This window comes from Bradyrhizobium sp. SZCCHNS1022, from assembly GCF_032484835.1.
In the GTDB taxonomy this organism is placed as follows: Bacteria; Pseudomonadota; Alphaproteobacteria; order Rhizobiales; family Xanthobacteraceae; genus Bradyrhizobium.
Map to the genome: position 1 here is coordinate 53,842 of NZ_JAUETT010000006.1, position 20,443 is coordinate 74,284.

Annotated in this window: 20 protein-coding genes; 2 read left to right on the forward strand and 18 right to left on the reverse strand. The window is 60.9% G+C overall.

Annotated features, from left to right (window positions below):
- Positions 1-65 precede the first annotated feature (65 nt).
- Genes QX071_RS28325 through QX071_RS28335 form a run of 3 tightly spaced genes read right to left on the reverse strand, consistent with a single transcriptional unit; the run spans position 66 to position 2,691 of the window.
- Positions 66-1,079: a transketolase family protein gene (locus QX071_RS28325; RefSeq protein ID WP_315705885.1), complete on the reverse strand. Its 1,014-nt coding sequence runs from the start codon at positions 1,077-1,079 to the stop codon at positions 66-68.
- A complete protein-coding gene (locus QX071_RS28330) occupies positions 1,079-1,927 on the reverse strand; it encodes a transketolase (protein ID WP_315705884.1) in 849 nt (282 codons plus the stop codon). Before QX071_RS28330 ends, QX071_RS28325 begins: the two co-directional genes overlap by 1 nt.
- Positions 1,928-1,941: 14 nt before the next feature.
- The gene (locus tag QX071_RS28335) at positions 1,942-2,691 is read right to left on the reverse strand and encodes an SDR family NAD(P)-dependent oxidoreductase (protein ID WP_315705883.1); all 750 of its coding nucleotides are present in this window, start codon (positions 2,689-2,691) and stop codon (positions 1,942-1,944) included.
- Positions 2,692-2,798: 107 nt separating this feature from the next.
- On the opposite strand from QX071_RS28335, the gene QX071_RS28340 reads away from it, so the two are divergent.
- A complete protein-coding gene (locus QX071_RS28340; RefSeq protein ID WP_315705882.1) occupies positions 2,799-3,680 on the forward strand; it encodes a LysR substrate-binding domain-containing protein in 882 nt (293 codons plus the stop codon).
- A gap of 125 nt (positions 3,681-3,805) precedes the next feature.
- On the opposite strand, the gene QX071_RS28345 is transcribed toward QX071_RS28340, so the two are convergent.
- The 14 genes from QX071_RS28345 to QX071_RS28410 all read right to left on the reverse strand — a co-directional run bounded on the left by QX071_RS28345 (position 3,806) and on the right by QX071_RS28410 (position 16,659).
- On the reverse strand, positions 3,806-4,444 hold the full coding sequence (locus QX071_RS28345) for a response regulator transcription factor (protein ID WP_315705881.1): 639 nt from the start codon (positions 4,442-4,444) through the stop codon (positions 3,806-3,808).
- The gene (locus QX071_RS28350) at positions 4,441-5,799 is read right to left on the reverse strand and encodes a LapD/MoxY N-terminal periplasmic domain-containing protein (protein ID WP_315705880.1); all 1,359 of its coding nucleotides are present in this window, start codon (positions 5,797-5,799) and stop codon (positions 4,441-4,443) included. Before QX071_RS28350 ends, QX071_RS28345 begins: the two co-directional genes overlap by 4 nt.
- A gap of 128 nt (positions 5,800-5,927) precedes the next feature.
- Complete coding sequence (locus tag QX071_RS28355) at positions 5,928-6,437, reverse strand: hypothetical protein (RefSeq protein WP_315731360.1); 510 nt, start codon at positions 6,435-6,437, stop codon at positions 5,928-5,930.
- A gap of 192 nt (positions 6,438-6,629) precedes the next feature.
- On the reverse strand, positions 6,630-7,148 hold the full coding sequence (locus QX071_RS28360) for an SRPBCC family protein (RefSeq protein WP_315705878.1): 519 nt from the start codon (positions 7,146-7,148) through the stop codon (positions 6,630-6,632).
- Between the two features lie 10 nt (positions 7,149-7,158).
- Positions 7,159-8,157 (reverse strand): vWA domain-containing protein, encoded by a 999-nt coding sequence (locus QX071_RS28365; RefSeq protein ID WP_409977606.1) that lies wholly within the window; start codon positions 8,155-8,157, stop codon positions 7,159-7,161.
- The gene (locus QX071_RS28370) at positions 8,157-8,789 is read right to left on the reverse strand and encodes an MxaK protein (protein WP_315705877.1); all 633 of its coding nucleotides are present in this window, start codon (positions 8,787-8,789) and stop codon (positions 8,157-8,159) included. The genes QX071_RS28365 and QX071_RS28370 overlap by 1 nt, the downstream gene beginning before the upstream one ends.
- Positions 8,786-9,808 carry a vWA domain-containing protein gene (locus QX071_RS28375; RefSeq protein ID WP_315705876.1) on the reverse strand — a complete coding sequence of 341 codons (1,023 nt, stop codon included), beginning with the start codon at positions 9,806-9,808 and terminating at the stop codon, positions 8,786-8,788. Before QX071_RS28375 ends, QX071_RS28370 begins: the two co-directional genes overlap by 4 nt.
- The gene (locus QX071_RS28380; RefSeq protein ID WP_315705875.1) at positions 9,805-10,743 is read right to left on the reverse strand and encodes a nonribosomal peptide synthetase MxaA; all 939 of its coding nucleotides are present in this window, start codon (positions 10,741-10,743) and stop codon (positions 9,805-9,807) included. The genes QX071_RS28375 and QX071_RS28380 overlap by 4 nt, the downstream gene beginning before the upstream one ends.
- Positions 10,744-10,762: 19 nt before the next feature.
- Positions 10,763-11,611 carry an MxaS protein gene (locus QX071_RS28385; RefSeq protein WP_315705874.1) on the reverse strand — a complete coding sequence of 283 codons (849 nt, stop codon included), beginning with the start codon at positions 11,609-11,611 and terminating at the stop codon, positions 10,763-10,765.
- Entirely contained in the window at positions 11,608-12,639 is a 1,032-nt protein-coding gene (locus QX071_RS28390; protein ID WP_315705873.1) for a MoxR family ATPase, read from the reverse strand. Before QX071_RS28390 ends, QX071_RS28385 begins: the two co-directional genes overlap by 4 nt.
- A 168-nt stretch (positions 12,640-12,807) precedes the next feature.
- Positions 12,808-13,098 carry a methanol dehydrogenase gene (locus QX071_RS28395; RefSeq protein WP_315705958.1) on the reverse strand — a complete coding sequence of 97 codons (291 nt, stop codon included), beginning with the start codon at positions 13,096-13,098 and terminating at the stop codon, positions 12,808-12,810.
- 75 nt (positions 13,099-13,173) lie between these two features.
- Positions 13,174-13,713, reverse strand: a complete 540-nt coding sequence (gene moxG, locus QX071_RS28400) for a cytochrome c(L), periplasmic (RefSeq protein WP_409977610.1) — start codon at positions 13,711-13,713, stop codon at positions 13,174-13,176.
- A gap of 75 nt (positions 13,714-13,788) precedes the next feature.
- Complete coding sequence (gene moxJ / locus QX071_RS28405; protein WP_315705871.1) at positions 13,789-14,658, reverse strand: methanol oxidation system protein MoxJ; 870 nt, start codon at positions 14,656-14,658, stop codon at positions 13,789-13,791.
- 168 nt (positions 14,659-14,826) lie between these two features.
- Positions 14,827-16,659 (reverse strand): methanol/ethanol family PQQ-dependent dehydrogenase, encoded by a 1,833-nt coding sequence (locus tag QX071_RS28410; RefSeq protein ID WP_409977605.1) that lies wholly within the window; start codon positions 16,657-16,659, stop codon positions 14,827-14,829.
- A 394-nt stretch (positions 16,660-17,053) separates the two neighbouring features.
- On the opposite strand from QX071_RS28410, the gene QX071_RS28415 reads away from it, so the two are divergent.
- Complete coding sequence (locus tag QX071_RS28415) at positions 17,054-17,818, forward strand: serine protease (protein ID WP_315705957.1); 765 nt, start codon at positions 17,054-17,056, stop codon at positions 17,816-17,818.
- Between the two features lie 182 nt (positions 17,819-18,000).
- Here the strand turns inward: QX071_RS28415 and QX071_RS28420 are convergent, their stop codons facing one another.
- Positions 18,001-20,148 (reverse strand): PQQ-dependent dehydrogenase, methanol/ethanol family, encoded by a 2,148-nt coding sequence (locus QX071_RS28420; protein WP_409977609.1) that lies wholly within the window; start codon positions 20,146-20,148, stop codon positions 18,001-18,003.
- Positions 20,149-20,443: the final 295 nt, after the last annotated feature.

Below are 20,443 nucleotides of genomic sequence, written 5' to 3' on the forward strand. Positions count from 1 at the left end.
GCTTGTTGTTATGCCCGGCGCTCAAGCGCACCGGAGTATCGACGATGATCGTGAGAGGCGGCTGGCTATTTGAGCCAGCCCTTCACCTGCCTGGCGACCTCCGACAGAGAGATGCCGTAGCGGTCGTGCAGCGTCGGCAGCGCGCCCGCGTCGAGGAATTCGTCGGGCAAGCCGATCTGCCGGAAGCGCGCATGCACGCTGGAGCGCATCAGCAGTCCCGCGACGGCCTCGCCGAGACCGCCGATCACCGTATGGTTCTCGGCGACGACGACCAGGCGGCCGGACCGGCCGGCCTCGCGCACGATGGTCTCGGCGTCGAGCGGCTTGATGGTCGGCACATGCAGAACGGCGACGTCGACACGATCGTCAGCGAGCGCCTTGGCCACCTCGAGAGCACGCATCGTCATCAGGCCGGACGAGATCATCAGCACGTCCCTGCCGTCGCGCAACAGCTTGGCCTTGCCGAGCTCGAACTTGTAATCATACTCGTCGAGCACCAGCGGCACCTGTCCGCGCAGCAGCCGCATGTAGACCGGCCCCTGATGCGCCGCCATCGCCGGCACCACCTGCTCGATCTCCAGCGCATCGCAAGGATCGATCACGGTCATGTTCGGCATCGCGCGCATCAGCGCGAGATCCTCCGCCGCCTGATGGCTTGGACCATAGCCGGAGGTCAGGCCGGGCAGCGCGCAGGCGATCTTCACGTTGCGGTCTTCCTCCGCGATGGTCTGATGGATGAAATCGTAGGCGCGGCGCGAGGCGAACACGGCGTAGGTCGTCGCGAACGGCATGAATCCCTCGGCGGCTAGACCCGAAGCGGCGCCGAACAAGAGCTGCTCGGCCATCCCCATCTGGTAATAGCGGTCGGGAAATTCCTTGGCGAAGATGTGCAGGTCGGTGTACTTGCCGAGATCGGCGGTCATACCGACGATCTCGGGACGGCTGCGTGCCAGCTCGACCAGCGCATGACCAAATGGCGCGGCTTTGGTGCGCTGGCCTTCGGAGGCGATCGAGGCGATCATCGCCGATGTCGTCAAGCGCGGCTTGCTCAGATCTGGCGCTGCTCGCGGCGTCTTCATCACGGCCTCCCGGCTTCGAGCGCGGCAAGCGCGAGTTGCCACTCGTGCTGCTCGACGCGAATGAAATGGTTCTTTTCTCGCTGTTCGAGGAACGGCACGCCCTTGCCCATTAAGGTGTCGGCCACGATCATCCGCGGCTTCGGCGCCTCATGGGTCTTGGCGGCATCGAAGGCCGCCACGACGGCGTCGAGATCGTTGCCGTCGGCGCGTTGCACGAACCAGCCGAACGCCTCGAGCCTCGCCACCAGCGGCTCGAATCCCATTACCTGCGTCGAGGGACCATCCGCCTGCTGATTGTTGACGTCGACGACGCCGATGAGATTATCGAGCTTGTAGTGGCTGGCGGACGAGATCGCCTCCCACACCGAGCCTTCGTCGAGCTCGCCGTCGGAGAACAGCGTGTAGACTCGCGAGCTCGATTTCTTGCGCTTGAGCCCGAGGCCCATGCCAACGGCGATGCTGAGGCCGAGACCGAGCGAGCCGCCGGACATTTCCATGCCCGGCGTGTAGGATGCCATGCCCGACATCGGTAGCCGACTGTCGTCGCTCCCATAGGTTTCGAGCTCAGCCTCCGGGACGATCCCGGCCTCGATCAGCGCGGCGTACAGCGCGATGGCATAGTGACCATTTGACAGCAGAAAGCGATCCCGCTCATCCCAATCCGGATCATCGGGCCGGTAGCGCATCGCATGGAAATAGGCCACCGCCAGGACGTCCGAGATGTCGAGCGCCTGGGCGATATAACCCTGCCCCTGCACCTCGCCCATGCGGAGCGCATTGCGGCGGATGTTGTAGGCGCGCTGCGCCAATGTCGGTGCGTTGACGAGCCGAGTCGTTGCGGTGTCCATCGTCTAAGACCTTGTTAATGGATCAGCATGCCGCCGTTGACGTCGATCACGGCGCCGGTGACGTAGGCGGACAGATCCGACGCAAGGAACGTGTAGATGCCAGCGACATCGTCGGCGGTGCCAAGACGGTTGAGAGGAATGCCTTCAAGGATCTTGACCTTCATTTCGTCGGTCAGCTTGCCTGCGGTAATGTCGGTGCCGATCAGGCCCGGCGTCACGCAGTTGACGCGGATGCCATCGATGCCGAACTCGCGCGCCATCGCCTTTGCAAGGCCGAGCACGCCGGCTTTGGCTGCCGAATAATGCGGGCCGCCGAAGATGCCACCCCCGCGCTGCGCCGAGACGGACGACATGCAGGCGATCGAGCCCGATTTACGGGCGCGCATGTGCGGGATCACGGCCTGCGACAGGAACAGCACGCCCTTGAGGTTGACGTCCTGGATGCGATCCCAGTCTTCCGGCGTGATGTCGAGCAGCTTGACCGGCTGGGTGATGCCGGCATTGTTGATCAGGACGTCGATGGCGCCGAACTTTGCGGCCACTTGCGCGACGGCGTCGTTGCATGAGGCCTTATCGGCGACGTTGCAGGCAAGCCCGATATGCTGATCGCCGAGCGTGGCAGCCGCATCGGCGGCCGCGGCAGCATCGATATCGAGGATGGCGACGCGGGCCCCTTCGGCCGCAAACCGCCGCGCGGTCGCAAGCCCGATGCCTCGCCGCGAGGCTGCACCCGAAATGATCGCCGTCTTGCCGCTCAGCAGCATCCTTGTCCTCCCGATGTCTCGTTTTCGTGGGCGCAACCATGACCGGCGGAAGTGACGGCGACAAACGCGCAGTTGTCATGGATCGATGAATCTGGTTCACTTATCGGATGCTATCGAACATCCCGATCTCGTCGATCAAGGCGTTTGAGGCCGCTGCGCGCACCGGCTCCTTTCGCGATGCAGCAAATGAGCTTCACCTGACGCCATCAGCCGTCAGCCATGCGATCCGCAAGCTGGAAGCCACCCTGCGCACCGTGCTGTTCGAACGGAAGGCGCGCGCGGTTCACCTCACCCCGGCCGGCGAAAACCTGATGCGCCACGCCGGCGCCGCCTTCGACCAACTGCGCAGAGGATTGGAAGAAGTCGCCGCACGCGGCCCCCAGCTCGTGCGCGTTCATTCTGCACCGAGCTTTGCCGCGCAATGGCTGACGCCGCGCCTGGCACAATTCCTCGCCGCGCATCCCAAGTTGGAGGTGCGACTCTCGGCCAACACAGACTACGCACGCTTCAAGAACGATGATTTCGACATCGATATCGTCTACGGCGAGCCACATGCCGAAGGCGTCGAGATCGTGCCCTTGGCGGAGGAGACGATCACGCCGCTGTGCTCACCTGCGCTCGCAGCAACGATCAAGCGACCGGCGGATCTGCTGGAACGAACGCTGATCCGCTCCGACGTCAAGCAGATCCAATGGCATCAATGGTTCGCTGCCAACGGTCTTGAATCTCCCGCCCTTCACGGCATGCGCTTCGACCGCAGCTTCCTGGCGCTTGCGACCGCGGCCGAAGGCCTCGGTGTCGCGCTTGAATCGACCCTGCTGGCCGAGCGTGAGCTCGCGTCAGGTCGGCTCGTCGCGCCGCTGGCCGGCCGCGCCACGGACATCCGTTATGTGGGCCATCGCCTGGTATTTCCTCGCAACGATCACCAGCGCATGGCCGTGCGCGCCTTTGCCCACTGGATCACATCCGAGCTGGGTTGGGAGCATTGAGCATGCTTGCGCCAAAATGGCGAAGGTCCCGTGGGCATCACGGCCCAGCCGGAGCCCAACCGCAGAGATCCAAGGCGCAAAGATTGTCGGTGACGCCATGCCGACAAGTCGCGTCGTCCCGCACCTTACTGCGAACCACCCTGGTCATTCTGGATCGCAAAACGGATCAAGTCCGCGAGTGTCCTGACCTGCAGCTTCGTTCGCATCGACGAGCAGGCGTTGGTCACCGTGCTATAGCTGATGCCCAATTTGACGCCGATCTGGTCATAGTTATTTCCTTTTGCGAGCAGCGAGAGGATCTGCAGCTCGCGATCTGAGAGATTCTTGGCCGCCAGTTCGTTGCTCTTGGAGTGCAAGAGAGCCACCTGCACCGCCATGTCGTGGCTGAGATGCGTGGAGCCAGCAGCCACGCGCTCGAACGCGCTGACGAATTCCGAAGACGGCGAGTCCTTGAGCACATAGCCGGCCGCCCCGCTGTCGAGCGTTCGCTTCACGATCGCAGGATCATTGTGCATGCTCAGGACGAGGATCCGCGTCTTTCGCTCGCAGTGAATGATGCGTTGGATCAGCGACAGCCCGCCCAAATCATCCCCGGCGAGCGTGAGATCAACGATGACGACATCGGGCCGATGTTTCAGGAACGCCCCATAGCCGGTCCTGACGTCGGTCGCCTCGTGAATCGGCGCAACGCCGATATCCTGCAAAAGATTCCGGCAGCCTTTCAGCATCATGGGGTGATCGTCAACGAGAAGCGCGCTTGTCATGACACAACGCTCCCTTCAAATGCTTCAACCGGCACGTCACCTCCATCCGCGGCAAGGATCACCGTCAAAATGGTTCCGGACGACGAACTCTCCAGATTGAACGCACCGCTCAGCGCCTCGACACGTTCGCGCATTCCGGCCAGCCCGACCCCAGGCTTGAACGGTCTCCGCAGGCCAATTCCATCATCCGATAGTTGCACGAACACAAACTGTCTTTTCAAGGCGTCCTTCTGATCTATCGTCAAAACGATCTTCTGCGCCTGAGCATGCCGGACCGCGTTGAACATGCCTTCCTGAACGCATCGATAAATGGTCAGATCGATGACAGCCCCATAGCTCTCCTGCAACTCGCCAATTGTCTGTTCGAATTCCGGAGCATTATCCGTACTATCGAATTCAACAATCAGCTTGATTAGACAATCCTTCAAGGGAATCTGCCCCAAGGCCATCGGACGAAGCCGGTCAAGCAGCCGCCGGTTGATGCTCTGAATTTGCGAAACGATATCGATGACGTCCAACGCCCTATCGTGCAATCGCGTGAGCTCGGGTCGATCCTTGGACATACGAGCGATCGCGGTCGCGCCAGCTTCGAGCGTGAACAGGCATGGGCCGACCTCGTCGTGGAGCTCCAGAGCGGTTCGCCGCCGCTCTTCGTCCTGCGCCGTCAGAAGCTTTACATTCAGACTGCGGTTGGATTGATACGCGACAGCCAGCGCTTCGGCCGTCTTGTTGAAATGATCCGCAATGATGGAAAGCTCCGACATCGACGGGCTCGGCAGGCGCACGGCGTAATTTCTGTCCTCGAGGTGTTTCAAGCCGGACACGAGGCGCGTGAGGGGCTCCAATATTCGGCCGAAGAGAATAAACAGGACGAACAGAACAGCTGCATTCAAGCAGAACGCGGTCAGAACAAGAGCTCGAACATAATTCCAGGCTTCATTGATCTCGTCGCTTGGCTCGGACGTAATCACCACAGTTCCAATCTTCTGGCCTGACGCAACGATCTGAAACCGATTTCGCTCGATCGGTGGCGCGATCAGGCGAGTAAACCATTCGGGAGCGTCGTGGATATCCGTGTCATCCGTGGCCTTATCGGACGACGATGCCAGTGCCGCGACAGACCTTCCTTCTGCATCGATCACCGATATCTTGATGTGACGAACGGGTTGAAAATGCAGATCGATGCTCCGTAGCAGAATGGCCGGCGGCATATCCCGTAGCAACCGGATGGTATCTCCAACCAGGGCATCGGCAAGCTGCATCGAGGATGCGATTTCACGTCTCGTGTTGGTTCGCGCATTCATGATCACGACTGTGGTCGTCAGTGCGGCGGCGATGCAGTCGATGAGCAGCACGATCGCGATCAGGCGTATCCGCAACGAACGGAAGGAGAGGGACCGCAAGAGAGTCCTGCTCGCGTGTCGCCAGGACGGGTGATAACTCGTCATTTCATTTCACTTCGCCGGTACCAGTGGTTCTCTCGTCACTTCGGATCCGTGCATGCGGCGTCCTTGCAAGAGGCCGCATGCCTATAGGAGGCGCCGACATGTTCGAGCGCCTGAGTCCGGCCCTCACCATTGCGCCTGAGGATCAGATAGTGCTGGCACATGTCGCCATAGAGCTTACGGTCGGGCGACACGTCGGCCGCATCGACCATGCCGGCCATGATATCGACGTATCGCTCGGGCTGCCCTGCTTCCGCCAACGCATCCGCCGTTTGCACCGTCCGGTTCGCGATCATGCGTTCGTCTTCATAGAAGCGGGACACGGCCTGCCGGATCGCCCTCCGCAGCCGATCGACCTCCGGATCGGTCGCCAGCACCTCATGGCCGACCTCCCGGCCCCGCAACCAGACCGCAGGTTCGATTTTGTCGGTGACCGCAAGCCATGTCGAAACGTCTTCCGGCTTCTTGACCACAACGGTCCGTTCGTCTCGCGACTCCGGCTCCTCATTGCAGGCGGCAAGGAAAGCCGTACACAGGAACAGAAGCACGGAAAAGGATCGGCTGCTGCGCGCCACCGAGAGCATTTGCGCCCCTATTTCCGCACGGCGCACGGCACGAGGCTTCCCGATCGGTCGGCAACCTTGATGCGAGGAATCCCGCGGCGGCCGGCGGGCCCCGACCACCCGAGACCTGCTCCGCCTCCCGTGGCGATCTTCGGGGTCGGCCGTTCGAAAACCATGTCACTCTGCCTCGGCCTTCGCCTTGATCCCTTCCAGTCCGGCCCGGAATAATCTGCGCAGGGCCGACTTCGCCGCTTCGTCATTCAAATCATCCGGCGGCTCGTTGTCAGTGTCACCGCGGTAGACGTGCGCGGTCCATTCGACATTGCTGCCACCATGTGCGTCCGATGTCACGACAAGCGTCGCGGAATAAGAACTCGCCGGCAAGGCTCGTACGTTCGGATTAAGCATCCGATAGGAATAGGTCATTTTTGCCGGATCGTACTCGTCGACTTCCTCCTCGAGTTGCTCGCCATTGCCAAAGGTCATGACCCGTTTCTTGGTCGAACCCTCGCTCGATTTCACCACAGCATCCCATTTCGAGATGCCTGCATAGTCGCCCGCAATCGCCCAGACCCTGTCCGGCGCCGCCTTGATCGCGATCGTCTCGTCGACCTTCTGCGGCGTCGGGCCGTGCGCAAGGGCTCCCGCCGTGCAGGCGAGAAGACAGGTGGCGGCGTAGACAGGATAAAGGCGCATCGGAAGACCCTCACAGGTTGGCGGACTTCAGACCGGCGAGGCGCCGGCCCAACGGCGAGAAAACGGCAAGCAAAGCGAGGAGCGCGAGAGCCCCGGGCACCCAGCGCAGATCGGTCAGGCCAGGGCTCGCATGAGATGTTGCGATCGGGAGATAGCGTTGTGCGAGGTGGGACGAACCGTCCATATGCGCGTAGCCAAGGCCCGCCTCCTGAGCGAGTTGCTTCAGATAGGGCTCGCGAACGGAGGACAGGTGTTCCGTCCCGATTGCGGCGGCGGCCCCGAACGGCGCATTCCGCGGATTATAGCCCGGCCGGCTCTCGGCATCGGGCGGAGGCGATCCGAAGCGATTCTCATGCGGCACATCATCAATACCCCAAAATCCGACCTCGTTACCGCGATCGTCGAATTTCGGGATCGGCGACAGAGAGTAACCGCCGGCCCCGACAATCAGCCCCCTCACCTCGCCGCGCTTGCCCTCGAAAGCGGGAGCGCCTGAGGCCGGCAATGGCGGCGCCTCCTGGCCGTCGGTGATGAAGATGAGATCCGCGCCGAGGCTCTTGGCCATCTCGATCGATCTATAAAGACCGGCAGCCACGTGACTGTCGCCTTCCCAGGCTTCGCGCCAGTCGATCGCTTCGATCGCGCCGGAGACCGCACCATAGTCCTGGCAGACATCGACCGGCTCGAACAGCAGGAACGGTACGCGCTCGCTGAACAAGCCCAACGCCAGCCGGCTCGGGCATGGCAATTTGCCGATCATGTCCTTCAGGGCCGCCTTGGCAACGAGCAACCGGCTGGTCGGCTTGCCAGCGACCTGATAGTCGCGTGTATTCATGCTGCCGGTGATATCGACGATCGCCAGGACGTCGACCCCGATCACGGTCATGGGCATAGGCGGCAACGCAATCGCGACACACGCCAGCGCCAACGCTGCGAGCAGCAGCAGGGCCATCGGATCGCGCAGATTCTGCCGCCAGTTCCACATCACCATGTCACCATGCAAGATCATCAGGGAAGCCCCTGTGGCTTGCCGGGGATGTCGGTCCAGATCTTCTTCCGGTCCGCCTTGACGTCGTCGCCGGACGTGCGTTCGAACGTCGGAAAATCTCGGATCAGCCGTGAGGCCACGTCGAAATTGAATTTCGCATCCCAATCATCGGGCGATAGCGTGAGCGCCCGCCGATATTCTTCGCGCGATAGCACGACAAAGGGGCCTGCACTGTCGAGCTTGCTTGCCGTGATCAGATCGAACGCCTGCCGCAGGCGGCTGTTGGCAAGATCGTAATGCGCGATCGCGGCAAGCCGCCCGGCGTCCTGCTTGTCGAGTGCTTGGACATAAGGTCGCACCTCGTCGATGCGGTCGTGATCGAGCAGGAAGGACACCCGTGCCAGCAGCAATTCTGCCGGTGCGTCCACGGCGACCGGAACATCATGGTTCGTCTTCAACCGACGGATCGCCTCATTGGCCTTGACGATGAGAGCTATCTCGACAAGCAGCGCAAGAAACGCCAAGACAAACAGCGCCAATAGCGCGACCAGCAGGCGCGACCGCCAGCGTGGCCACAGCAGCGTCCAGGATATCCTGCCCGGCCGAGACCTGGTCCGATGGAGACCGAGCGCATGGCTGGAAGCTCCGGTCATATCGGCACTCCGATCGCCGTTTCAGAGGCCGCGCGGCGTGTGACCAGACGCACCTCAACCAGCTTGCCTGCGACCAGCACAAGAATGGCGCCGCAGGCTGCAGCGTAAGCCAATCCCGTCAAATCCCTGCGTGGAACGCGCTCGGCATAGGTGATCGGATAGCGTTCGAGCTGGTCGATCCGATTGATGGCATCGGCGACCTGATCCGGATTCTCAGCCTGGAATGCCCGATAGGGGACGCCGAGCGTCTGGAAGAAAAGATTGAGAAAGCGCTCCGGCATGGCGCGTGGCGTGTCTTCGTCCGGACCGGGCTTGTCGAACATGCCACGACTTCCGGCCGTTCGCAGGAACAGGAAAAGCAGGTCCGCCTTGAATTTCCGGAACTCCGCGCGCAACTGGTCCTGCAGACGGGCTTCGATTACAGCGCTTCCATCGGAGACCAGCAGGATCGCGTGGTGCTCGTCCGGCCGATCGGCGGCAAACATCGAGAGCGCCATGCCGAGGCCGCGCGCCATGTTGGTGAAATCTAAGCCTGGACGATCGCTGGCATCGATCGCCGCCCTGACGGCGTCATGGTGATCGGTCAGCGGCAGCACCAGCATCGGAGAGGTCGAGAAGGCAGCGACTCCGAACAGATCGTGCGGTCGCCTGCCGACGAATTCGCGCAGCAGGCGCTTGGTTGCCGAAGCCTTCGATTCCTCATTGCCTTCGGGCGTACGGCCGGCAAACGTATCGTTCATGCTTCCGCTGCGGTCGAGCAGGATGACGACCTGCGCCCCCTCGCCGGCCCGGCTGATCGTCTGGCCAAGGCGATATGGACCGGCGAGTGCGATGACCACCAGCGCAATCGCCGCCATTGCGGAACAGCGCAAGACCCAGCCGATCAGCATCGAAACCGCGTCGGCCGGAATCACGGCCACGGAGCCGACCTGCGCTGCGCGATGCCCGGAGAAGACCAGGGGCAACAGCGCGAACGCCAGCGCCAACAGCACCCATGGCCGATCCACCGCCAGGTTCATGCCCCGGTCCTTTCCGCAACAGCCAGCTTCCGCGCCAGCATCTCGATCCGATCGAACGAAAACTCCCGCCGCGCGCGCTCGGGATCGTTGGCGAAGAATGCCAGCCGCGATGCGCCGAAAAAGCCGCCTAAGCCCTCTCGCAAAGCCCGATAGGCCGCATGACGCTGCAGAAATATTTCGAGATCATCGGCCAGCACCGATCGATTGTCGGCCTGATCGATACCGCGATGAAGGGCTTCCAACGCCTCGAGATAGGCCGCGACTTCGTTCTTCCGGCTGCGCAAGCCCCGCAGTCGATTTGAGGCCAGCGAGAACGCACGCGCCGGACGCCGCACGAACGGCCACCAGGCGCGGTCATGAGCCACCAGGACCAGACAGAACAGCACAGCAACGGCTGCCGCGGTCAGGGACCAGACATGCGGACTGAGATCGATCACGGATGCGCCGCGGTCCGGCCGCAGATAGTCCTTTGGATCGCTCTTGGCCGGCGGCGCCACTTCCCGCAGCGGCGAAACACCAATGGTCCAGGCCGGAACATCGAACGATGCGGTCTCATCCGCCCGGTGAAACAGCAGCGAGAAGGCCGGAATCTCCTGCAGCCGCACATCGAGCGCATCATAGAAATTCTGGTAGATGATCGTCAGGACGTAGCGACGATCGGCGCCGTCACTTCGCTGCTTGATATCGACGGAACGAATGTCGAGCCAATAAGCGACGGCGCCAGGACGCGGCAACGACGCCATATCGATATCGGTACGGCCATCGACAACCAGCGTGATATCCGCTCGGATCAAATCGCCGACAAAATAGCCGATGTCGCGCGGCGTACGGATCGTCACCTGCTTCACTGCGGGCGCGTCGGCCGCCGCCAAGGTCGATGCCGGGGCGATCGCGCAGACCACCAGCATCGACGCAATGGCAAGGATACCCCGCATGAGGCTGCACATGACGGCTCTAAGCCTCCATGAGCTGCCGGGAGATCCGGTCGACATCCAACGCGTCTGAGATCACGATGGGCGCGCGCCCGAACCGCAGCAAGGTTCGCTTGATTCCGGCCTGTCGTTCGGCCGCCTGTTCGCGCCAGCGCCGTTTCAAGGCCGGGCGCATGAAAACGATCTTGCACTGCCCGGTCTCGAGATCGGTGAGCTCCATCAGCCCCCAATCCGGCAATGCTTCATTTTCCGAGGAATCGTTGATCACAACGGGGATAAGATCGTGCCGGCTGAGCGCCTCGCATGCCGAATTCAGCATATCGAGCGGTAATAGGAAATCGGAGATCACGAAGACGATTTTCCGCTTGCCGGCAACGCATCGTGCGGCTTCGATCAGGCCATCGGCATTCCGCCCGCTCCACTCTGCCTGCCGCAGGCGTGCCTCGACCTCCAGAGTGGCACCGAGACGGCGGTTTGGAAGGATGACACAGTCTTCCCTGATCCCGGAATCGAAGCCGATCAGCGCAAAGCGGTCGCCGCTGCGAACGACCGAGCGCGCCAGCGCACCGCAGAGCTCGGCAACCAGGTCCTGCTTGCGTGCCCGCCCTTCATAGGATAGCGACCGCGTGAGATCGACCAATGCATAAACGTCGATCGCACTGCGCTGTTGAAAGCGGCGGACCAGCGTGTTCTCGAACGGGTCGCGAAGCGTGCCACGGACGTCGATCCGCCTCGCATCGGGATGCGCCATGAACGGCACCTGATCACGAAAAGTGCCGAAAGCACCGATACCCAAGCTCGAATGCGCGCCCGCCCGGAGGCCCGAGATGCGGCCACGCGGCCGGTAATGGATGTCGCGGGCTTCGGTCATGGCGCTGGCACGCTGGCAACCACGGCTGTGCAGAGATCGTGGACGATCTCTTCGCGCCGCAGCTCATAGATCGGATCGAGGAAGATCCGGTGCGCCATGGTCTCGATGAAGACGTCGCGGATGTCTTCCGGGACCAGCATGTCACGGCCCTCCAGCCAGGCACGTACGCGCGCGGCGCGGACAGCGAATGCCAGCCCTCTTGGACTTCCGCCGCCCTGAACGAGACGCCCGGTATCGACACCGGGGATCGAGATCCCGGCCGCCCCAGGGTGCACGATGGCGTCCCACAGGCGCACCACATAGGCCTCCACGGCCTCGCTCGTATGAATGCTGCGCTGGATCAACGGCGCACAAACAGTCAGCGATTTGAAATCGAGGGCTGGTGCAGCGATCGCCTGCAACAGTTCTTCGGTGTCATGAAAGCGTGGATCAAATACCAATTGTCGGCGCACATCCGCTTCGATCGGCGTCTCGATGGCGATCTCCATCAGAAAGCGGTCTCGCGCAGCGGCAGGCAGCTCGAAGGTCTCCTCCTTTTCGACGCGGTTGCGATCGGCATAGACCTGCATATAGGGGAACTCGAACGTGCGGTTGAAGGCCGAAACGCTTCGTTCCGCCATCAGCCGCAGCAGCAGCGAGTGCATCTGCGGCCGCGCCCGGTTGATCTCGTTGAAGAAGAAGACCGATAATTCCTTCGATCGTTCGAGAACCGCTGAAGGCTCGACCCTCGGCCGGCCGTCATCCCCGAGATAAGTATGATAGAGCAGATCGCTCGGCATCATGTCCACGGTTCCCTCGATGCGCTCATAGCTGCCACCGAGAGACCGCGCCACCGCGCGCAGGATCGTGGTTTTTCCCACGCCGACATCGCCAGCGAGCAGCACGTGCCCGCGCGCGAATACCGCGATCGTGATCAGGCGGACCGCACGCGCTTGTCCAACAATGACCTGCTCGACCGACGCCTCAAATGCCGACGCGGCGGATCGCCAGCGCTCCAACAGGGAGGCGGTTGAAACGGCATCGTTCATCGAGACTCCGCGGGATGACCGTCACGGATTGCCGCCCGGACGGCAGGACATGAAGCCGAACGGATCCTTGACGATCGGCTTCAACGTCATACGGTCCGGCCGAGATGTCTCACTCTGCCGATTTGTCAGCGCGAGACTGTTGCGCTGGATCGGTACGCCCGATCCCGACTACTTCTCGGATATCTTATCGATCTCGTAGACGAACTTTCCGGTCTTGCGGAAATTCTCGACACGTTTGGCGTTACGCGCTTCCATCTCCCGCTCAGAGGCGTCCTGCTTGGCGACCTCCTTCGGATCGAGCTTGGGATCATATTTCGAGCCGGCGATCTTGTCCGGGAAACCAGGCTTCGGTTCCCAGCAATTTCCAGGCGCCTTGCACTTGGTGCCGTCATAGGCCGACGCCGGCGCGGCTAAGGCCACCGCCGCAACCACGACGATTCCCAAGGTGATAGAGTTCAGGGCATTTGTCACTTGGTCTTCTCCTCTCGCTGAAGCAGTTCTTTCCTTGACGGCTCTCGACAGTCGGCCGGAATGTCATGGTGCCTTGCATAGGCCCGGCGGATCATCCGGAAAGGTTTCTCCCCGCGTGAACGGCTTGAACTTCTTCTTCTGATCCGCCGTCAGCCACGTCGCCGCCTTGACATCATCCTTGTAGATATGCCGCACCCAAGCCATGACCTCGAGCATCTGATCGAGGGTCAAATCGTCGTAATGCGGCCCCATCTGAGCTCTTGCACCGCCAAAGATCGTCTCAAACAATCCCTGATCGGTCGTGTTCTTCGGGTAAGTCCAGTAGTCGTCATTAAGACCCGGACCGATTTTTCCTTCGCCGATTTCTCCGTGACAGCCCGAGCAGGAGGTGAGATAAAATGACTCGCCCACTTTCAAGCAACTGACGTCCTCGGCGTAAGGATTGACCCCGGTCTGAAGGAACTTGCGCACGCCCTCCGTATTGCGCCCCTCTTTCTGCGCTTCCGACAGATCGAGCGGCTCTCCGGTGTCGGTGTTGCGAAGGTCGAGCGAGGTGGGCGGTATGGGCTCGGCCGGTGTCGCGAACAGGCTCTGCGCAGTCATACCAAAGACAAGATAACCAATGATGAGCGATAATTTTCTCATTCCTGATCCCAACACGATTTCGGCAAGTTCTATCTAGTTTGATTTCGCAACTTGCATGGTCGGTATACCCTCGTCCCGGAGGATGTCCGCGATCTCTGGAGCCGCTTTTGCAAGGGCGGTATCGAGTGCGACGAGAAGCGCGTCATCTCCGAGCCGCACGCCCATCGACTGGTCATATTGCTGCGGCACCCGCTCGCCATCGCGGTCCGCATCGTCCTTGACAGGCGTCATCCTCAGCGCCGCGTTCGTCTTGACGTAACGCGCGACGTCAGGGGCGAACACAGCCGCCAGATCTGCGTTACCGCTTTCGACCTCGGATATGATCTTCTGCGGCGGGATTTGAGTGTACTGGTTGCGGGGCGAACGGAAGCCGACCAGCGAATAGAGATATGCCATGTTGTCGGTGTATCTTCCGACCTCCTTCAACATGACCTCGCTGGGCGATCCGAACTCGACGACGATATGTCCGAGCGACTTGATCTGCGGGTCTCCCCACGATTCCAGATTGATGTTCTTGTCCTTGCGAGTCACGAATACATAGCCCGCCCGGTAATATGGCTTGGTGGTCAGCACCCGCTGATCGCCGCTGTCAAGGCCGACCACGACATCGCATTTCTGCTTGTTCAGCCAGTCACGGACGAGATAGATCGCCGGCTTGTCGGAGAACACGAACACGGACTCACGGCCCATCGCCTTTGCGACTGTCGCGGCGATCTTGTTCTCGAAGCCGGTCCGATCCTTGGACGAGAACGGCAATTCGCTTCCGGCAGCGCAAATGCGCAGCTTCGACTCGTCGCTCGTGCCTGCCTGCGTCGCACGGCCCGACGCATCCGGATCGGACGCCGCAGCCGCAATCGGCAAAGGATCAAGCAGACAGGCGATCACGCCGGCAGAGGCGAACATAGAAACCATTAATGGTCGCGACATCACAATTCCAAACCTTGGATGAAGCCAATTGACGTTGAGGGATTACTCGGCCAGCGAGCGCGCGAACCACCACACCCCGCTCTTTCCAGCCATGCGGCCGGAAAGAGCACTGTTGTCGACGGCTCTGCGTAACATCCGACGAGGTTAGTTCGACGCCTTGTATTCGCCGAGGTTCACGTCGTCATAGGGGCCTTTCCCGTTCAGCGAGAAGACCATTACGCCACCGCCCATTTGGGTGTAATTGGCGAGCTGCTTGAAGGCGCCGACCGCACCAAGACCAGCCGTCGGATCCTGCAGGTCGAATACGAGACCGACGCCCGGCCAGCCGCCGACACCGTAGTAGATGGCGACATATTGGGTGCCGTCATGCATGTAGGTGATCGGATAGCCGATGGCCCCGGAAGGCATCTTGAACTTCCACAGCAATTCGCCGGTATCGCTGTTGCGGGCCTTGATGAAGCCATCCAACGTCCCGTAGAAGACCAGGTTTCCGGCAGTCGCCAGCGTGCCGCCCCAGACGGCGAAGCGTTCCATCTTCTCCCATTTGAATTTGCCGGTGATCGCGTTGTAGGCCTTGATCTGGCCGAGACCTTCATAATTTTGGCGATCGCCCTTGGGACCAGGATACATGTTGAGCGTCGCGCCGACGAAGAACTGTCCGGCACGGTAGGGCAGCATGAAGGGCTCCCAATCCATGCAGATGTGATTGATCCCCATGAAAAAGAGCTCTTTGGTGGGATCGTAGGAGTCGTGCCCCTGGTTGTGATAGCCCATCGCGGACGGACAGATGTCCTTCGCGAGATGGTCCATCCTTGTGCCGTATTCCGGATCTCGTACCGGCTGGCCACTCGCCAGATCGACGGTCTTGAACACGTTCACCGTATCGTCGATCTTGTTGGCGGACACCAATTCGCCATTGGTGCGATCGAGTGTGTAGACGATGCCGTTGCGGTCCGGATGCGTCAGCAGACTTCGAGTCTTGCCGTCCTTGTCCTTCTGCTCGGAGAGCATCATGACGTTGACGCCTGCATAATCCCACTCATCGTGCGGCGTCTTCTGATAGCCGAACTTGGCTTCGCCGGTGTCGACATCGCGACCAAAAATGGTCATCGTCCACTTGTTGTCGCCCGGACGCATGGTCTCGTTCCAGGGTGCCGGATTGCCGGTGCCGAAATAGACGAGATTGGTCTTCGGATCGAAGGCGTACCAACCCCAGTTGGTGCCGCCGCCAACCTTCCAGGCATCCCCTTCCCACGTCGAGAGGCCGAGACCCTTCTGCCCGTATTGGGGATTCTTGAGATTGAAGTCTGATGCAAGCAGCAAATCCTTGTCCGGACCGGTCGCGTAGGCGCGCCACTTCTGTGCACCATCGTGCACGTCATAGGCCGTCAGATAGCCGCGAACGCCGAGCTCGGCGCCGGAGGAGCCCACCAGCACGGTGTCCTTGACCACGTAGGGCGCGATCGTCAACGTCGAGCCGACCTTGATGTCCGAGTTCTCCATCTTCCAGAGCAACTCGCCCGTCTTGGCGTTCAGCGCTTCGATATGCCCATCGAGCAGTGTCTTCAGAATCAGCGGTGGTGTCTTCGCGTCTCCCGGCCAATAGGCAAGACCTCGGTTGACGATGTCACAGCACGCGACCGCTCGCGCCGCCGGGTTCTGCTTCGGCTTGTCCTGCCACAAGATCCGTGTTGGATCCTTGAGGTCTAATGCGAAGGTGTTGTTCGGGAACGATGTGTGGATGTACATCGTGCCATTGACGACAAGCGGCGCGCCTTCGTGGCCGTTGAGCAGTCCTGTCGAGAACGTCCAAGCCGGCCTCAGATTCTTGACGTTATCCGTATTGATCTGGTTAGCCTTGCTATAATTGTCCGATTTATAGTCCTTGCCGGGCATTGCCCAGTTCTCGTCGCTCTGCGAGAGCTGGTCGAGCTTGTCGTTCGCGCTTGCAAGGCCTGCCCCTCCCAGCGAACCCATCGCAAGAAGCGCTGCAAATGATGCGGTTTGTAAAAGCCTGTGCATTTAGGCCCATCTCCTGCTGTTTCCTGCCCTGCCTGTATTCGGCAGGTGCCGCGCCCATGATTTTAAGAAGTGCCATTTGGTCGCACTTCCTGCGATCCTCGCTATGTTGAGGATTGCATCAAACAATCCTAAGTCGTCTTCTTCTTCTGCGCAGCAAGAGGATGTCTCAAACTTCCTATGGCAATCTTGCTATTAATGCGGGAAAAATTCCCAGGGCATCATTTGCCGGGAATGGCTTCGCGCTCCCCCGGGGAGGCGTCGGCCTCTCCTACGGCAAAGAACCCGGATATGGATGGAAGGAATCGCGTGGATGCCGCTCAAGATCGCTTCCGCCATTGGCGCCGGCTTTATGATCCTGCTTGGCCTGACACATCCGCACGGGATCAAGCCAATGCCGGCAGCTCTCTATCTGGAAGAGCATCGCCGCGCGATGTCGAGCAGCGACTACCAGCGTTACCCCGGCGCTGGCGTGCTGTTCTGCCGCGACGAAGCCCGACTATTCCAGAAAGCTGCCGCTGCCTGGCTGATTGGAAGCCGCTCGCTGGTGATGATGAACGCGCATAACTTTCGCGACCGTCATGGACGACAGACGCGTCCTATCAATGACTGCTATTTTCAGGTCGGCGGCAAGAATTACGATTTTGGCGGCGATCTGCAGCTCGGCATCCCTGCAGACGCAGATGCCTTGCACATCACCGACGACTGGGCGCTTGCGCGCCTCGAGCATGCGGTTGCCGCGGACGTCGCCCCTCAACCGGTCCCGAAGGCTTCGATATTGACGACCGGCTATGGCGTCCTCCAGGTGACGATGGTCTCGCCCGCGGGGCACGGAAACTACAATGGACCCACCAGCATAGAGCCATGCCGGATCCACCTGATCGATCCGCCGACTGAAGGCGGCATCCGCAGGGCCCGGCATGACTGCAACGACGGTTATGGCGGCTCGGGCTCCGGCCTATTCGATGACAGCGATCACCTCATCGCGATGCAGAGCGCTTCGCTTGACATGAACCGGCGTCTCGCCTTCGATATCGAGCGGCATTACGGCTCAGCCCTGGTGATCGAGGGCGAGCTTCGCAGCGCGATCGTGAAGATCCTTGAGAAGGCACCATAAGCTCAGACGTATAAGCTGCATTTCCCTTTGTGTTCGCCATTCTGATGCCTGATGCCAGCTGACCGTGATAGGCGCTTACCCGCTGGCTCCATCGCGCTGATGGTCAAGCACGATATCAAATTCGGGACATGGCCGAGACATATGTGACACCTCGGCCATGACGCGACGGCAGGCTCGCGCCCTTACTTGCTGTCCTGACTCACCGTCGTTTTCGGCCTGATCGCGTCGGCCGTGCCCTGGATGAAGGCCTGGATCTTGACGACGTCCTCGTCCTGCAGCTTGCCGGTGAAGTCCGGCATGCCGCGTTCGCGGAACGGCCCCTTGAACACGACGTCTTTCAGGTTGGCGATCTCCTCGGCCGGCACGTAGCCGAGATTGCGGACATTGCCGCCCTTGTCGACGCCAGGGACACCATGACAGGTGGCACAAGCGGCGACATAGATCGCGGCCCCCTCGGCCACATCTTTCGGATCGTATTTGACGCCCTGCAGCAAGCCTTCGACCTGATACTTCACGAACTCCGGCAGCTTGGCTTTGCCGTTGAGCGCGAACGTATAGACCGTGCCGGGGCTTCTGCGCTCGGTCGCACGCTGCACGATTCCATAAACGCCACCCCAGCCGACAGCGACTGAGACATATTGCTGACCGTCGAGCATGTAGGTCGACGCCGCCGCCACCACGCCGGTGCCCGTCGGGGTCTCCCATAGGCTCTTGCCGGTCCTTGCATCATAGGCGACGAAACGCCCGTCCGCGGTCCCCTGGAATACCAGGTTTCCGGCTGTTGTCAGCGTGCCACCGTTCCAGGGCGACGCATAGTCGATGTGCCACGCTTCCTGCTGCTTCACCGGGTCCCAGGCAACGAGTCGACCGAAGGCAGGCGCCTTCGGCGGCGTGCCGTTCAGTACGAAGCCGACATTCCAGCCGGTCGCGCCGCCAAACTTGCCGGGTGTCGCTGCATTCTGTTCTAACTTCTGCTCCGGCGTCAGGTTCACGGGCACGTTCTGAGCCGGCAGATAGACCAAGCCGGTCTGCGGATTGAACGACATCGGGTGCCAATTATGCGCACCATAGGGGCCCGGCACGCTATCATAGGGCGCAGCGCCGCGCGCGGCCGGCACTTCGATCGGCCGCCCGTTGACGTCATAGCCGGTGGCCCAGTTCACATCGACGAAGTTCTTTGCCGAGATGAACTTGCCATTGGTCCGATCCACGACGAAGAAGAAACCGTTTTTCGGCGCATGCAGAATGACCTTGCGCGGCGCCCCGTCGATCGTGATGTCGGCGAGGATCATCGGCTGCGTCGAGGTATAGTCCCAATTGTCGCCGGGCGTCTCCTGATAGTGCCAGACGTATTTCCCGGTATCGGCGTTCAGCGCGACCAGCGAACTGAGATAAAGATTGTCGCCGCCGGACGGACTACGGATCGCTCGATTCCACGGTGCGCCGTTGCCGGTGCCGATATAGACCATGTTCAGGTTGGGATCGAATGTGATGGTGTCCCACGGCGTGCCGCCGCCGCCATTGAGCCAGTATTTGCCGGCGGGATCCCAGGTCTTGGCGGCAGCCGCCATCGAGTCATCCTCGAACGGCTTCGACGGATCGCCGGGTACGGTGAACCAGCGCCATATCTGGTTGCCAGTCTCGGTGTCATACGCGGTGATATAGCCGCGCGCGCCGTATTCAGCTCCGCCCTGCCCGATCAGGACCTTGCCGTTGAATGCCCGGGGCGCACCGGTGATGGTGTAGGAATGCGCGTGGTCGATCAGCGTATCCTTTTCCCACACCTTCTGACCGGTTGCGGCATCAAGCGCAATCAGCCTGCCGTCATAGGCGCCGACGAACACCTTGCCCTTGTAGACGGCGACGCCGCGATTGACCGTATCGCAGCACCCCTTGTAACCGAGCTCCCGGTTGACACCGGGATCGAATGTCCAGAGCTTCTTGCCGGTGCGTGCATCGATCGCATGCACGATGCTCCACGAGGCGCTCTGGTACATGATGCCGTCGACCACGACAGGCGTCGCCTCGACGCCACGCTCGGAATCGAGGCTATAACTCCATACCAGTCCCAGCCCCTTGACGTTGTCGGCATTGATCTGGTCAAGCTTGGAAAAGCGCGTCTCGGCATAATCGAGGCCGATGGTAGGCCAGTCTTTCGACGTCGCGGTGTTGGCCTTGATCATCGTTTCATCGACAGCGGAAATCGCGGTCCTGATACGCGCCGGCGTCAGCTCGTCAGCGATAACAACGCCTGCGAGCAGCGCAAGAGTCACCAAAAGCGTAGCTGTTCGTGACGCAAGACGCGCGAAAGCCGGATGTAGCCATCCCATCATGTTTCCTCCCTTTGGTCTCTAACTAACGGACCTTCGCGCATCGTAGGCGTTTATCGAGGGAAGCGTCAATTCTGGAGCAGTACAAGACAGGCGTGAATGATACGGATAGAAAACAAGCCCGCCTCAGAGAGACGGGCTTGAGTTGGGATAGAATGAACGATCTACGCAAGGTGCCAAAATGCGCAGAGCTATAAACATGAAATCTCGATCATCGTGAAGCAACATGAAGAAAACGTAGATTTTGCGGGAATGTTTCCCGATTGTTATCAGACATATGCCTCAAGATGCCGCA

What these genes read in the sequence shown, in the direction of transcription:
- QX071_RS28385 (WP_315705874.1), bottom strand. Translation starts at nt 11,611, where the DNA reads ATGACCGAAGCCCGCGACATCCATTACCGGCCGCGTGGCCGCATCTCG.
- QX071_RS28325 (WP_315705885.1), bottom strand. Translation starts at nt 1,079, where the DNA reads ATGAAGACGCCGCGAGCAGCGCCAGATCTGAGCAAGCCGCGCTTGACG.
- QX071_RS28345 (WP_315705881.1), bottom strand. Translation starts at nt 4,444, where the DNA reads ATGACAAGCGCGCTTCTCGTTGACGATCACCCCATGATGCTGAAAGGC.
- QX071_RS28370 (WP_315705877.1), bottom strand. Translation starts at nt 8,789, where the DNA reads ATGACCGGAGCTTCCAGCCATGCGCTCGGTCTCCATCGGACCAGGTCT.
- QX071_RS28410 (WP_409977605.1), bottom strand. Translation starts at nt 16,659, where the DNA reads ATGGGTTCGCTGGGAGGGGCAGGCCTTGCAAGCGCGAACGACAAGCTC.
- QX071_RS28335 (WP_315705883.1), bottom strand. Translation starts at nt 2,691, where the DNA reads ATGCTGCTGAGCGGCAAGACGGCGATCATTTCGGGTGCAGCCTCGCGG.
- QX071_RS28380 (WP_315705875.1), bottom strand. Translation starts at nt 10,743, where the DNA reads ATGCGGGGTATCCTTGCCATTGCGTCGATGCTGGTGGTCTGCGCGATC.
- QX071_RS28375 (WP_315705876.1), bottom strand. Translation starts at nt 9,808, where the DNA reads ATGAACCTGGCGGTGGATCGGCCATGGGTGCTGTTGGCGCTGGCGTTC.
- QX071_RS28415 (WP_315705957.1), top strand. Translation starts at nt 17,054, where the DNA reads ATGATCCTGCTTGGCCTGACACATCCGCACGGGATCAAGCCAATGCCG.
- QX071_RS28330 (WP_315705884.1), bottom strand. Translation starts at nt 1,927, where the DNA reads ATGGACACCGCAACGACTCGGCTCGTCAACGCACCGACATTGGCGCAG.
- QX071_RS28420 (WP_409977609.1), bottom strand. Translation starts at nt 20,148, where the DNA reads ATGGGATGGCTACATCCGGCTTTCGCGCGTCTTGCGTCACGAACAGCT.
- QX071_RS28390 (WP_315705873.1), bottom strand. Translation starts at nt 12,639, where the DNA reads ATGAACGATGCCGTTTCAACCGCCTCCCTGTTGGAGCGCTGGCGATCC.
- moxG (WP_409977610.1), bottom strand. Translation starts at nt 13,713, where the DNA reads ATGACTGCGCAGAGCCTGTTCGCGACACCGGCCGAGCCCATACCGCCC.
- moxJ (WP_315705871.1), bottom strand. Translation starts at nt 14,658, where the DNA reads ATGTTCGCCTCTGCCGGCGTGATCGCCTGTCTGCTTGATCCTTTGCCG.
- QX071_RS28365 (WP_409977606.1), bottom strand. Translation starts at nt 8,157, where the DNA reads ATGATCTTGCATGGTGACATGGTGATGTGGAACTGGCGGCAGAATCTG.
- QX071_RS28360 (WP_315705878.1), bottom strand. Translation starts at nt 7,148, where the DNA reads ATGCGCCTTTATCCTGTCTACGCCGCCACCTGTCTTCTCGCCTGCACG.
- QX071_RS28340 (WP_315705882.1), top strand. Translation starts at nt 2,799, where the DNA reads ATGCTATCGAACATCCCGATCTCGTCGATCAAGGCGTTTGAGGCCGCT.